Annotated in this window: 12 protein-coding genes; 4 read left to right on the plus strand and 8 right to left on the minus strand. The window is 62.2% G+C overall.

Going from position 1 to position 13874, the window contains the following annotated elements; genetic code table 11:
* The first annotated feature begins 238 nt into the window (after window positions 1-238).
* The 3 genes from queF to B7H23_RS00695 all read left to right on the plus strand — a co-directional run bounded on the left by queF (window position 239) and on the right by B7H23_RS00695 (window position 2902).
* On the plus strand, window positions 239-700 hold the full coding sequence (queF, locus tag B7H23_RS00685; RefSeq protein WP_094075501.1) for a preQ(1) synthase: 462 nt from the start codon (window positions 239-241) through the stop codon (window positions 698-700).
* An 81-nt stretch (window positions 701-781) separates the two neighbouring features.
* Complete coding sequence (mutL, locus tag B7H23_RS00690) at window positions 782-2614, plus strand: DNA mismatch repair endonuclease MutL (protein WP_094075502.1); 1833 nt, start codon at window positions 782-784, stop codon at window positions 2612-2614.
* A 51-nt stretch (window positions 2615-2665) separates the two neighbouring features.
* Entirely contained in the window at window positions 2666-2902 is a 237-nt protein-coding gene (locus B7H23_RS00695; protein ID WP_094075503.1) for a DUF2093 domain-containing protein, read from the plus strand.
* A 3-nt stretch (window positions 2903-2905) separates the two neighbouring features.
* Here the strand turns inward: B7H23_RS00695 and lpxK are convergent, their stop codons facing one another.
* From lpxK to B7H23_RS00720, 5 genes are all read right to left on the minus strand, one after another.
* Window positions 2906-3949 (minus strand): tetraacyldisaccharide 4'-kinase, encoded by a 1044-nt coding sequence (lpxK, locus tag B7H23_RS00700; RefSeq protein ID WP_094075504.1) that lies wholly within the window; start codon window positions 3947-3949, stop codon window positions 2906-2908.
* A 9-nt stretch (window positions 3950-3958) separates the two neighbouring features.
* Window positions 3959-5287 (minus strand): 3-deoxy-D-manno-octulosonic acid transferase, encoded by a 1329-nt coding sequence (locus tag B7H23_RS00705; RefSeq protein ID WP_094076780.1) that lies wholly within the window; start codon window positions 5285-5287, stop codon window positions 3959-3961.
* A 117-nt stretch (window positions 5288-5404) separates the two neighbouring features.
* Window positions 5405-5650, minus strand: coding sequence for a DUF4170 domain-containing protein (locus B7H23_RS00710; RefSeq protein WP_240534917.1), 246 nt, complete (start codon window positions 5648-5650; stop codon window positions 5405-5407).
* A 111-nt stretch (window positions 5651-5761) separates the two neighbouring features.
* A complete protein-coding gene (locus tag B7H23_RS00715) occupies window positions 5762-6571 on the minus strand; it encodes a 3'(2'),5'-bisphosphate nucleotidase CysQ (RefSeq protein WP_240534918.1) in 810 nt (269 codons plus the stop codon).
* Complete coding sequence (locus B7H23_RS00720) at window positions 6558-7928, minus strand: TldD/PmbA family protein (RefSeq protein WP_240534919.1); 1371 nt, start codon at window positions 7926-7928, stop codon at window positions 6558-6560. Before B7H23_RS00720 ends, B7H23_RS00715 begins: the two co-directional genes overlap by 14 nt.
* A 107-nt stretch (window positions 7929-8035) precedes the next feature.
* On the opposite strand from B7H23_RS00720, the gene B7H23_RS00725 reads away from it, so the two are divergent.
* Window positions 8036-9850: a monovalent cation:proton antiporter-2 (CPA2) family protein gene (locus tag B7H23_RS00725; protein ID WP_094075506.1), complete on the plus strand. Its 1815-nt coding sequence runs from the start codon at window positions 8036-8038 to the stop codon at window positions 9848-9850.
* Between the two features lie 24 nt (window positions 9851-9874).
* Here the strand turns inward: B7H23_RS00725 and B7H23_RS00730 are convergent, their stop codons facing one another.
* From B7H23_RS00730 to B7H23_RS00740, 3 genes are read right to left on the minus strand one after another with little or no spacing between them, the layout of a single operon-like run.
* Window positions 9875-10810: a patatin-like phospholipase family protein gene (locus tag B7H23_RS00730; RefSeq protein WP_240534920.1), complete on the minus strand. Its 936-nt coding sequence runs from the start codon at window positions 10808-10810 to the stop codon at window positions 9875-9877.
* A gap of 8 nt (window positions 10811-10818) precedes the next feature.
* Window positions 10819-12327 (minus strand): M16 family metallopeptidase, encoded by a 1509-nt coding sequence (locus tag B7H23_RS00735; RefSeq protein ID WP_240534921.1) that lies wholly within the window; start codon window positions 12325-12327, stop codon window positions 10819-10821.
* Entirely contained in the window at window positions 12324-13817 is a 1494-nt protein-coding gene (locus B7H23_RS00740; RefSeq protein ID WP_094075507.1) for a M16 family metallopeptidase, read from the minus strand. The genes B7H23_RS00735 and B7H23_RS00740 overlap by 4 nt, the downstream gene beginning before the upstream one ends.
* Between the last annotated feature and the right edge of the window lie 57 nt (window positions 13818-13874).

Genomic DNA, 13874 nt, shown 5'->3' on the forward strand with positions numbered 1-13874 from the left:
TTTAGCATCGGAGTGGCGCTCGTTTCTTGCCGCTACCTGATGCGCCGGCGTATGATACCGGCGACGCGACCATTCCCCTAGGGGCAGTGTCGCCAAATCTTTTAAGACCGACCAAGCGGTCATGTAAACGCAATTCATCGCGGAACAGACAACTTCCATGACTTGATGGCATCGATGCCTGTCTTTACAGCCCGTGCGACAGGACCGTCGATCCGTTCGCGCATGAGGGAGATGAGTGGTGACCGACACATCCAATCTGAAGATGCTGGGTAGCCAAACCGAGCAGCCGCAAAATCCGGACGAAGCGATTCTCGAAACAGTGCCTTACTCAGGCACGGCCGAGGCGCCGTGCGTCGTGCGCTTTACCTGTCCGGAATTCACCTCCCTTTGCCCGATGACGGGCCAGCCCGATTTCGCGCATCTGGTCATCGATTATGTGCCGGGGCCAAAGCTGGTGGAAAGCAAGAGCCTCAAACTCTTTCTGACGTCGTTCCGCAATCACGGCGCGTTTCACGAAGACTGCACGCGCATGGTAGGCCGACGGATCGCGCAGGCGACCGAATGCCGCTGGTTGCGCATTGGCGGCTACTGGTATCCACGCGGCGGCATTCCGATCGACGTGTTCTGGCAGACCGGACCGATGCCAGGCGATGTCTGGATTCCCGACCAGGGCGTGCCGCCCTATCGTGGCCGAGGCTAAGGGCGAAGGACGCCCTCAGAAGCCGGTGGAAAGTGAAGGACCGCTTTCGATTTTGGCCCCATTGTGCCGTAAGATCGATCGATGAGCATCCGCCAGCTTCCCGAAACCATCGTTAACCGGATCGCGGCCGGCGAAGTGGTCGAACGCCCGGCCTCCGTCGTGAAGGAGTTGGTGGAAAACGCCATCGACGCCGGGGCCAGCCGTATCGAGATTGCGACTGCCGGGGGCGGGTTGTCCCTCCTTCGCGTCAGTGATGACGGCGCTGGAATGGAACCGGATCAATTGCCGCTCGCCGTCGCGCGGCACTGCACAAGCAAGCTCGGCGACGATATTTTCGACATACGTTCGCTGGGTTTCAGGGGCGAGGCTCTGCCCTCGATCGGTTCGGTCGCGCGGCTTTCCATCCGCTCGGCGAGGGCAAGCGGCGAAGGTGCAGAAATCGCTGTCGAAGGGGGGCGATCGTCTCCCGTTCGCCCGGCAGCCTGCAATCGCGGCACTGTCGTCGAGGTGCGCGACCTTTTCTTCGCCACGCCCGCGCGGTTGAAATTCATGAAGAGCGAACGGGCCGAGAGCGCGGCGATCACCGAACAGGTGCGCCGCATCGCGCTGGCGTTTCCGGCGATCCGTTTCGCGTTGTCCGGGCCGGACCGAACCTCGCTGGAACTGCCTGCCTGCAGCGGCATGTCCGAAGCCGCAGCCAAAGCGCGGATGGGCGAAATACTCGGCGAAACCTTTACCGAGAACTCGCTTTCGATCGATGCTATGCGCGAGGGTGTGCGCCTGACCGGCCGGGTTTCCACGCCGTCCTACAGCCGCGGCAATGCGCAGCATCAATACGTCATGGTCAATGGCCGGCCCGTCCGCGACAAGCGCCTGTCGGGCGCCATTCGCGGCGCCTATGCCGATACCCTGCCAGGCAACCGGCATGCCGCAGCCGTTCTTTTTCTGGATCTTGACCCGGCGCTGGTCGACGTGAATGTCCACCCGCAGAAGGCCGATGTCCGTTTCCGCGACAGCGGTCTGATTTCCGGGTTGATCGTCGGCGCAATCCGACAGGCTCTGTCCGGAGCCGGTATCCGACCCTCCACCGCTGCGGCCAGCGCCATGGCGTCGGCCTTCAACGCCCCGCCGCACGACCAATCGGCGATGGTCAGCAAAGCGCCGCTCTCGCCGAGCAGCTTCGCCTTCTCGCCCTCGGCCCGCAGCGAAACGGCATGGGCCGGCGCGCTGTCACCCTACCGACCCGTCGAAACCGGCTTTGCCGAAGCGGCGCAAGACGCCTTCGAGGCGCGATCCGATGAAGCCGAACCGACTGCGCAGGAACAGCCAACGAACTTTCCGCTCGGCGCGGCGCGAGCGCAAATTCACGAGAACTATATCGTGGCGCAAACCAAGGATTCGCTCGTGCTCGTCGATCAGCACGCGGCCCATGAGCGGCTGGTCTATGAAAGGTTGAAAACGGCCATGGAGGGCCGCGCCCTTCCCGCCCAGCATCTCCTCATTCCGGACATCGTCGATCTTCCGGCAGATGATGTGAGCCGGCTGGAAGAGGTTGCGGCGGAACTGGCGCAATTCGGCCTCATCATCGAACGGTTCGGCCCCGGCGCGATAGCCGTTCAGGCCACGCCCGCCATGCTGGGTGAGATCGATGCGGGCGCGCTTGTCCGTGATCTTTGCGATGAGTTGGCGGACGAGCAAGGAAAGGACGGGCTGCGCCTTCGGCTCAACCATGTCGCCGCGACGATGGCGTGCCATGGCTCGGTTCGCTCCGGCCGCCGGCTACGCACCGAAGAAATGGACGCGCTCCTGCGGCAGATGGAAGCGACACCCGGCTCAGGCACGTGCAATCATGGCCGGCCAACCTATATCGAACTCAAACTCACCGATATTGAAAGACTGTTCAGCCGCCGTTAGAGAACAAGCCATCATTGCTTTGCCGGTGGAACGCGCTCAGGATCTGCACCTATGAATCATCTGGACTTCCTTTCGTCCCGAGAAGCCGAGATACAATATCTGGACGCCGATTTTCGCATCAAGAGGAATGGGAGCTTCGTCCGGTGCGCTGTGACCGGCGAGCCCATTCCGCTGGAAGAGCTGAAATACTGGAGTGTCGACCGGCAGGAAGCCTACCGCGACTGCCATGCCTCGCTACAGCGGGAACTCGAACTCGATCCGGCATTGCGCAAGCGCAAGAAAACTTAACGCTCAGCGCTTGTTCCGTTCGTTCAGGCGGCGGCGCTTGAACGCGTCTATCGTGGCCTCGACGATACGCGTCGCAGCGGTTGGATTGTCGAACGCCGCTTCCACCGGCAGCACCGCGCTCTGCTCATAAAGCGTCTGGAGCGCGCCTTTTCCTCCGCGCAGGCGAATAGCGTCCTTCTCCGTCGTGACGAGTCGCAGGCCATCCCGGTGCGCGTCGGCAAGCAGTTCGGCCGCGTCGTCCTCGGTGAAGACGTGATGGTCGGGAAACGAGCGGGTTACGGCAACCGACGCGCCGATCCGTCGAAGCGTTGTAAAGAATTTCTCCGGCACACCGATACCGGCAAAAGCGAGGCACGGGGTCCCCATCAAATCGGGCGAGCCTGTGGGATTTATCTTCGCCCGATGAATGGGTAGGGCCGCCCGGGCCGCGATCCGCACCACATGATCGGCGGCATCGCCGTCCCCCATGACGAGCAGGCTGTCGGCATGGCGAAGTTGCGTGCGGAGCGGTGCCCGCAAGGGGCCCGCGGGAATAATATGGCCATTGCCGAAACCGTGATGGGCGTCGACGACAAGAAGGGCGTGATCGATGGCGATCCGCGCGCTCTGAAAACCATCATCCATGATCAAAAGGTCGCACTGCCGCTCTTCCATGAGCAGACGCGCCCCGGCGAGGCGATTGGGCGTAACAGCGACGGGAGCGGCGCGCGCCAGCAGCAGCGGCTCGTCGCCAACGTGACGGGCAAGATCGTGATCTGGGTCGACGATGCGGGGCCGATCGAGATTGCCGCCATAACCTCGGGACAGAATGCCAGGCTTTCGGCCAAGCTGGATCGCCATGCGCGCCAGTTCGATAGCGACCGGAGTCTTGCCGGCTCCGCCGACTGTGAAATTGCCGACGCACAGAACCGGCGCGTCGACCGGGCGACGCGGCGCGCGATCCTGCCGGTAGCCGGCCACCGCTCCATAAACCCAGCCCGCCGGCGCCAACGCATAACCGCGCCAGTCGCCATTTATCCACCAGAAGGGAGGAGCTTCGCTCGCCATGATACCCGCCTAGTGAACATCGTCGGTTTCGTTGCGAAAGGTCGCATCCATGATGAGTGGATGGATGAAGCGGTCGAGTTCGCGCAAGGTTGCGTCCAGCGCGCCTCGCATCTTGCCGGCGGCATCGGCTGCCGCAGCGGCCATCCGGTTGCGCATGGACGGCCGGGTCAGCAGAAAATTGACGGCACCCGCCAGCGTCTTGCTGTCTTCCACCACCTTCGCTCCGCCGGCCGAGCGCAGCTTTTCGAAAGCATCCCGGAAATTGGTGTGGTCCGGGCCGGTGAGAATGGCCGTGTCCAGCATCGCCGCCTCGAGAGGATTCTGGCCGCCTGTCGCTTCCGCCGCCATGGAGCGGCCCATGAAGGCAATACCGGAAAGACGCAGATAAAGGCCCAGTTCGTTCATCGTATCGCCAAGCCAGATATCGGTCTGCCGATCCGGCACTTCGCCCTTGCTACGTTGCGCAACGCGAAAGCCCACTTCGCTCAACTGGGCTGCGATCACGTCGCCCCGCTCGGCATGGCGCGGCACGATGAGAGTCAGAATATCGGGATGGCGCTTTTCCAGCATGCGATGGACGGCGCCTGCCATTTCTTCTTCGCCGGGATGGGTGGAAATCGCGGCCCAGACATCCCGTTGGCCGATAGCCGCGCCCAGACGGCGAACCTCGTCCATCTCCGCCGCCGGGATCTGCGCATCGGCCTTCAGATTGCCCGTCGAGGTCACCCGCCGCTCCGACAGGAGACCGAAACGCTCGGCCTGTTCGTCCGATTGGGCCAGGATCAAAGCGTAGCGATTGAGAAGGGCGGCGGCGAGCGAAGGGTTCTTGCGCCAGCGGGCAAAGGTCTTGTCCGACAGGCGACCGTTGACGAGCGCATGGGGAATGTGCCGCTCGGACAGAAGATGAATGGTGGTCGGCCAGATCTCCGATTCGCAGCTCACCACAAGGTCGGGCCGCCAGAAATTCAGAAAGCGGCGCATGATCGCCGGAATGTCGAGCGGGCGGTATTGATGGGTAACCCGATCGGTGAAACGCTTCGAGGCGATTGCCGCTGCCGTCACGGTCGATGTGGTCAACAGCACATGGACGTTGTGCCGCGCTAGATGATCGATCAGCCCGGCAATGGCGTTCAGTTCACCGACACTGGCGGCGTGGACCCAGACCAGTGGGCGTTCGGGCCGCTCGGCCGAAGCGTAGCCGTAGCGTTCTCGCCGGCGGTTCCGTTCTTCCTTTCCGGCGAAAGAACGCCCCGCCAGATAAAGCCCCGCGAAAGGCCGAGCGATCTGGCCGACCGTCCGATAAGCGCCGAAAGCAATTCGCGGAAAAAGTGGTTTCATGGGCAAGGGAGGAATGCCGTTGCGAACGTGACGGAATTGACCGGCGAGGACGCCAAGAACCAGCCCCTCCATAGAGGCGGGAACGGCAATCCGTTTCGGCGCGCGGCCATCGGGGCCTCAGTCCTGCCCGGGCGACAGGAAACGATGCATGTGAACGATGAAATAACGCATATGCGCGTTGTCGACGGTCTGCTGGGCCTTCTTGCGCCAGGCTTTCTCGGCCGTCGCGAAATTGGGAAAGATGCCGACAATATCGAGTTTGTCGATGTCGCGAAATGTCAGCCCATCGAGGCTTTCGAGCTCGCCACCGAAAACGAGATGGAGAAGCTGTTCTGACTCCTGGCTTTGTGCATTCGTGGCCAAGCTTTCCTCCTGAAAGGTCATATTGCTGTTTGAGCGCGAGCCCGGCGTTTAGACAATCAATATTTGTTCTACGCAAGAGCCCCGACCTGCAAAGACAGGACTATTGCGCAATCATGATCGCTTGTGGGCAGCGGCTCGAATAACGGGCAGAAGATCGCCGGTTACATGCAAATGACTGGCGAGAAGGGGGCCATGACGTGGTGTTGTCCCACAGAGTTTCACGTCGCCGCCATCGGGCCGGAGGAGCCGGCCGCCCATCTCGGTCAGAAGGAGCATGGCGGCCGCAATGTCCCAATCATGCGCGTTGGCCTTGATCAAGGTGGCGTCGAGACGGCCATCGGCCACCATGGCGATCCGATAGGCGAGCGAGGGAATATGGCCGCGATGCCGATTGGCCACGGCAAGGCTCGGCGGCAGGTCCCGAAGCAGGCTTGCCGGACCGGCAATGGACACAGCCTGTCTACTTCCCGCTGCCTTCAACAGCTTGCCGTTGCACAGTGCGCCCTGCCCGGCTACGGCTTCGAACGACTCTTCCAAGGCCGGGCAATCCAACACCCCAGCAAGCGGCGCTCCATCCTCGACGATTGCGATGGATACGCACCAGGTCTTCTTTCCAGCCAGAAAGGCGCGCGTGCCGTCTATGGGATCGACCACGAAAGCGCGGCGGCGCGACAGACGGGACGAATCGTCCTCGGTCTCCTCCGACAGCCAGCCATAGTCCGGTCGGGCGGCCAGAAGCGTCTTGCGTAGGAACTCGTCCACCGCCAGATCGGCTTCGGAAACGGGACTGTTGTTCTCCTTGTTCCAAACATCGGGATCGCAGCCGAAATGATCGAGTGCGATCCGTCCCCCTTCGGATGCGGCCTGACGGATAAGGGCCATATCGTCGGCAAGGGTCGGCAGCGGGTCATTCGCCGGCAAGTGTCATCCCCTCAATGCGCAGCGTCGGCGCGGCGGTGGCAAAGGAGCGGTCCAGATCGTCGGCCGCCACCATCTGGCGAAACATGTCCTTCAGATTGGCGGCGATCGTCACTTCCGTCACCGGGTATGTCAGCTCACCCTTCTCGATCCGGAACCCCGAAGCACCGCGCGAATAGTCGCCGGTTATCAGGTTCACGCCCTGTCCGATCACTTCCGTGACGTAAAAGCCGTGATCGATGTCCCCGATCATGTCTTCGGCAGATATGGCACCGGCCTCGATAGCCAGATTGGTGCTGGACGGCACAACCTGCGCACCGCTTCGCGCACCGCGGCCATTCGTCTGCAGTCCCAGTTCGCGCGCGGTCGATGTGGAGAGGAACCAGTTCCGCAGAACCCCCTCCTCCACCATCGTCATCGGCGCGCCACGCACGCCCTCACCATCGAATGGGCGTGAGCCGCCACCGCGTCGTATCTGTGGATTGTCGGTGAGCGTAATGCCGGAAGCGGCGACGGCCTGCCCCATCAGATCACGCCAGAAACTGGTCTTTCTCACAACGGCGCTGCCATTGACCAACTGTCCCATGGTGCCCGCCAGTCCACGCGCGACCCGCGGATCGAACACGACCGTGACCGGTCCCGTGGGCATTTTCCGCCCGCCGAGGCGGCGAACGGCGCGTTCTCCAGCGTGGCGGCCAATCGCCTCGGGATCCCGCAAATCACTTCGATGACGTGCCGAGGAGAAATCGTAGTCGCGCTCCATGGACTGGCCCGTTCCGGCAAGCGCGGCGACGGATTGCGAAAAATGACTGCCCCGGTACGAACCGGAGAACCCGCCCGATGTCGCGAGCGTCAGGCCGCTCCGCGTACACGATACGCCCGCTCCCATGATTTGCGAAACACCCTCAACCGCGTCGGCTGCACCTTCCATCGCAAGGGCCGTTGCAACCATCGCTTCGGTATCGGGCCAGCTATCGTCGAACAGGTCCAGATCGACGACCTCATGCGCCAAACGGTCGGGCTCGGCCAGCGAGCGGCTTTCGTCCACCGGCGCAACGCGCGCCATGGCCACGGCTCGTTCGGCAAGCCGGCCCGGTTCATAACCGCTCGTCGCACCGACCGACGCAACGCGCCCGTCCACGAAAACACGCAACGACACGTCGTCACTCTCGGCGGCTTCGCTGTTCTCGACCTTGCGTTCGCGAATGGAGACCGAAATGGAGCGGCTTGCGACACAAACGGCATCGGCCGCGTCGGCTCCTGCCCTGCGCGCCGCTTCGACCAGTTCCGAAACACGGTCGAGCCGCGCTTGCTCGTCCTCGTCAGCCCGTTCGGGACGATGCTTATTCGCAAGGGTCAATGGATTCTCTTCTGTCGATTTTGCTATGCACCATCTATGAAGGAAGAACCGCCGTGACAAGCAGCCGCTTGTGACGGTTAGACACCCAGCACAAGGAACGAACGGGTTTGGCCACGCCAGAAGCATCTCTTTACGGTGAAGCGGTTCTCCTTCTGGCAGGGGCTGTCGTCGCCGCACCCCTCTTCAAGCGAATCGGCCTTGGCACGGTTTTGGGCTATATTGCTGCTGGCATCCTCATCGGACCTGTGGCGCGGCTGATCGCCGACGGCGAAGAAATCCTCCACATAGCCGAACTCGGCGTGGTCTTTCTTCTGTTCCTGATCGGGCTGGAACTGAAGCCCTCGCGGCTCTGGGCGCTGAGGCGCGATATCTTTGGGCTGGGCCTGTCGCAAGTCATGCTGACGGGCTTCATCATCTCCTTGCTATTGCTGATATTCCTGCCGCCGGCCGCAGCGGTCATCGCCGGGTTCGGCCTTGCCCTTTCGTCCACGGCTTTCGGCATGCAGATCCTGGAAGATACAGGCGACACCAACCGGCGTTACGGCCAGCGCGCCTTCTCCATCCTGCTTTTCCAGGACATCGCCATCGCCCCGCTTCTGGTGCTGGCCACGTTCCTGGCGCCCTATGGCGCGGAAGATGCGCGTTCGCCGCTTCTCTCGATTCTGCTTGCAGTCGGAACGGTTGCCGCGCTGATCGTCGCGGGCCGCTATCTGCTCAACCCGCTCTTTCGGATCATCGGCAATACCGGTGCGCGCGAAGTGATGATCGCAGCAGCGCTTTTGCTCGTCATCGGTTCGGGCCTCGCCATGCAGTGGGCGGGACTTTCCATGGCCATGGGCGCTTTCATCGCCGGCGTTCTTCTGGCCGAATCGCGCTATCGGCACGAGCTGGAAGCCGATATCGAGCCGTTCCGTGGCATTCTTCTGGGCCTTTTCTTCATGGCCGTCGGCCTGTCGCTCGACCTCACCGTCATTCAGAACAATCTGCTGCTGATCGTGGCGGCCGTGCCGGCCCTTCTACTTATCAAAGGGCTGATCATCTTTCTTCTGGCGCGGGTCTTCGGATCGACCAGTGACGACGCTATGCGTGTCGCCAGCCTTTTGCCGCAGGGCGGCGAATTCGGTTTCGTTCTGTTTTCGGCAGCGGCCAGCAGCGGCATCTTCTCCGCCCGGACCGCCTCCATCCTTGTGGCCATCGTCACCATCTCGATGGCGCTCACGCCGCTCAGCCGGCGGATCGGCGACTGGATCACCAGCGCCACGCTGCGCGACGACGATGTCATGGAAGAGGACTTCGCCAATGCCGGCAGCGATGTGCTGATGATCGGGTTCTCGCGTTTCGGTCAGATCACCGCGCAGATGCTGCTCGCCGGCGGCGTCGACGTGACGGTGATCGATCTGTCCGCCGAGCGCGTAACCCAGGCAGGGAAGTTCGGCTTTCGCATCTATTACGGCGATGGCTGCCGCAAGGACGTACTGGAAGCGGCAGGTATTCGCCGCGCCAAGGTGGTGCTGGTCTGCACCCATCTGCCGTCGATCACCAACCGCATCGTCGATCTGGTCTCGTCGGAATATCCGAACGCCAAGATCTATGCGCGTTCCTGGGACAGGGCGCACGCCATCGCGCTGCGCAAGCGCAATGTGGATTACGAATTGCGCGAGACCGTGGAGAGCGCGCTCGTCTTCGGTCGCCAGACCCTTCATGCCCTTGGGATCGAAGACCATCTGGCGCATGAAATCGAGAAGGATGTGCGCCAGCGCGATGAAGAGCGTCTGGCCATCCAGCAGGTCGAAGGCCTGTTCGCCGGTCAGGAAAAGGTCTTTACCAGCCCCGTTCCCGAGCCGCTCATCGAACCTCGGAAAAGGCGCGAGGCCGGGGACGGCAAGCACGATAAGGATGACGGCGCATGGTCCGCCGGATGATCGACAACGATTGAGAACGGGCCGTCAGTGCTGGGCGGATAGCCGCTCTACAATCCGGTCGGCAACGAGTTCGGGCCTCAGCCGAAGCAGAGCTTCGCGAAGGTCGAGACGCACATTGCGGCTCTCGTCCAACACCTGGTCCACGCGGGCGAAATCGAGCACCCGGAACCGGTCGATGGCCGGGCGGAGCATGATGTCGGGCGGTCGCCGCTCCAGTTTTCCAGCCGTGATCGACTGCATCATAAGTTGCGTGGCGCCGAAGAGAAGATCGATCGAGGACGGGCTTTTGCCGCTTCGGCGCGGCGAGCCCACGACATCGACCGCTATCACGATATCGACGCTGTCGCCGAACAGATCGAACGGCACGGGCGAACAGATGCCGCCATCGATAAAGAGCGTGCCGTCTCGCCGAACGGGTGCGAACAGCGCCGGCACCGCCGCTGACGCCGCCAGCGCGCTCAAAAGATCGCCATCCTTGAGGATGCAGGCGCGATGACCGTAATAATCCGTCGCCGTGACCAGCAGGGGAACTTCCAGTTCCTCGAACCGCGAATGCAGCCGCTTGGGGAGAAAGGCGGCCAGAATGTTCTCGATATTGAACTGTCCGAGATGAAAATTGCCGGAGACCGTTTCGCCCACACGCGTCGGGCGGACCTGAAAGACCCGTTTCAAGGTCTCGACCTTCCGGCCGAACGCACCTATCGCATAATCGCGAATCTCGGCTCCACTCATACCGGCCGCATACCCCGCGCCCACGAGCGCGCCGATTGAGGATCCGGCAATCACCGTCGGACGGATACCAAGCGCATCCAGCTCTTCCAGAACGTGAATATGCGCGAGGCCTCTGGCCCCGCCGCCGCCTAGCGCCAAGCCGATACGCGGATCTGCACCGCCGGCCGAACGCGTGTAGGGCTGGCGGTGTTTCTCTTCGGGAACTGCCTCGTCTTTCGCTGTCATCATTCCGTCCGTCAGTCACTGCCCGTCGTTTCGCCGGGTTTGCCGGTCGACGGTTTGCTGCCCACCTCGCCCGTATCGGCGCCGGCGGCACCCTCGCCCAATGCGCCAGCCGGCGCCTGCCGAATCGTGTCGCCATCGTCCGACGATGCCGCACCCTTTTCGGCATCATCGTTGGCGGCGGTCGCCAGAGGCGGTCCCACGACAAGAAGGGAAGGCTCCACCGAAAGGAGGCGTGCGGCCTCCTCATTTACCTCATCCAACGTCACCGCGCGAATGGTCGCTTCCCGCGTATCGATATAATCGATCGGCAGGCCGGCCAGTTGCAGGCCGAGCACCGTACCGGCGATCGACGCCGATGAATCGAAGTTCGCGATGGCATAGGCGCCGACCACGAAGCTTTTCGCAGCTTCCAGTTCGTCCTCGGTGACACCCTCTTCGGCAACCTTTCGCACCTCTTCACGTATGATGCCGAGTGTTTCCGCTCCCCGGTCCGCACTCGTGGCCGTCCCGATGCCCCAGGTGCTCGTATGATCGAGATTGGAAAGGTTCGAGCCCACGCCATAGGCAAGGCCGCGCTTTTCCCGCACCTCGTCGTAAAGTCGCGAGGAAAAAGATCCACCGCCCAGAATATGATTGGCGAGGTAGGCTGCGAAGAAACGCGGATCCTCGCGTTCGATACCCGGATAAAGGAGCGACAGGCGGGTCTGTGGAAGCGGATATTCGTAATGGACGGTATGACCGAATTTCGGTTCGAGATCAGGCACGTCGCTGAGATTCGCTTCTTCAGGCAGGGCACCGAAAATCTGATCCAGACGCTGGCCGAGCTTTTCTGCTGAAATTGCGCCCACGGCGGCAACGATCAGATTGCCCTGCGCAAACTGATCGCGGTGAAAGGCGCGCAGATCGTCCGCCGTCAGGCCAGCCATGCTTTCCTTCGTGCCATCGCTGTCGCGAGCGTAGGCATGGTCGCCGTAGATTTCCTGACGCCATTGGCGACCGGCCAGCGTGTTCGGGTCGCGTTCTTCCGCGACAAGGCTCGTCAGGAACTGGCTTTTCATGCGCGCGACGGGCTCGTCATCGAAACGAGGCTCATTCACGGCCATCGTCAGGAGGCGCACGGCCTCGTCCTCGCGCTCGGCCAGCCAGGTCATCGAGCCGGTGATTTCGTCGATGCCGGCAGAGAACCCCATTTCGGCGCCGGATACATCGAGTGCATCCTGAAAAGCGTCCCGGTCGAGGTCGCCCGCACCCTCGTCAAACAGGCCCGTCATCAGTTTGGCCAGCCCGCCCTTGCCTTCAGGATCCTGGGACGAGCCGCCCTTGAAGGCGAACTTCATCGAGACCAGCGGAACGGTATAATCCTCTACCAGCCAGGCCTTGATGCCGCCGGGCGAGACCACTTCCTGGATCTTGACGGCCGCATTGGCCGGCACAGCGATGAGGAATACAACCGTGGCAAGAGCCGCAAGAGCGCTCCCACGGGCTTCTTTAAAGAAGGACGCGATCATCATTTTCATCATTCGCCCTGCTCCACAGCCGTCAAATCTTCGTCTCGATCCATATCGGTTTCCGCATTGTCGTTGGCCGCCCCATCCGCCGGCAATGCTTCTTGCATTGCCCGGTCCTTCGGTGGGAGAAGATAGGCGGTCGTCGCCAAATCCTCATCGAGCCAGCGTGTTGCAGCAGCGCTGATCTGTTCGCTTGTGACCGCGCGGATATGACCTGCCCATTCGTTGACGTCCTCGACCTTGCCGCCGGTGGTCAGCAGAGCGCCATAGATCCGGGCCATCGTCGCCTGGCTGTCACGCGCGAAAATAAGCGCCTTGATCGCGCGGTTCTTCGCCTTGTCCAACTCGTCATCCGGCACGCCATCCGCCGCGATCCGTTCGATTTCCTCCCGGATCGTCCGTTGCATCGCTGCGATCTCACCTTCGCCGCGCGGCGAACCCCAAATGGTGAAGGAACCATCGTCCCAGGCCGATGCGTCATAAGACGCGCCGACACTCTGGGCGATGCCTTCCGCCACGATGAGGCGCTGATAAAGCCGCGAACGCACGCTGCCGCCCAGCACTTCGGCCAGCATCTCAAGGGCTGCCGTCTCGGCGTGATGCTTCGCCGTGTTATAACTCGGTGCGACCCATTCGGAATAGAAGGACGGCACGCTCACGCGCTCATCGCGCAACGTGACCGATCGGGCGGTGTTCTGTTCCGGCTCCCGTGGGCGGATGCGAGGCGGCAGGTCGGGACCGCGCGGCACCTTGCCGTAGGTCTCTTCGGCCATGGCTTTCACCTCATCGGCGGAGACATCTCCGGTAACAACGAGAACCGCATTGTTCGGCGCGTAGAAGCGCGTGTAAAAATCGATCGCGTCCTTGCGATTGAGCTGCTCCATCTCGTGCTTCCAACCGATCACTGGAATGCCGTAGGGGCTGTTCTGCCAGAGGGTCGCGGAATGCTCCTCGCGCAACAACGCCGCCGGGCTGTTTTCGACCCGGCTGTTGCGCTCTTCCAGAATGACAAGGCGCTCCGGGCCGATCACGTCCTCGGTCAGCACCAGATTGACCATCCGGTCAGCCTCGAACGCCATCATATCCTTCAGCGCGGAAGGCGGCACCTGCTGGTAGTAGGCCGTGTAATCGTAGGAGGTGAAAGCGTTCTCCTCGCCACCGATCTTCGAGATGGCCTTCGACATGGCCCCGGCCGGGTGATTCTTCGTGCCCTTGAACATCAGATGCTCGAAGAAATGGGCAATGCCGCTCTTGCCCGGCGCTTCGTCGGCGCTGCCGACCTTGTACCACAGCATATGAGTCACAACCGGCGCGCGCCGGTCCGGCACCACCACGATCTCCAAGCCATTGTCCAGCGTGAAATGGCTGACATTGGGCACTTTGTCGTAGGAAGACGACGCTTCGGCCGATGTCTCTGCCGCGGGAGCATTTGCCAGAGCGACGCCACTGGCGGAAAACAGAAGCGAAAATGCAACAAGACTGGTTGCCAGAGAGTTGGCCATTCGATCACCCGGGTTCGTGTCGTTGAGGGGCCAGATAGGCCGATCGATTGAGGCGGA

It is taken from the genome of Notoacmeibacter marinus, assembly GCF_002238045.1.
GTDB lineage: Bacteria > Pseudomonadota > Alphaproteobacteria > Rhizobiales > Rhizobiaceae > Notoacmeibacter > Notoacmeibacter marinus.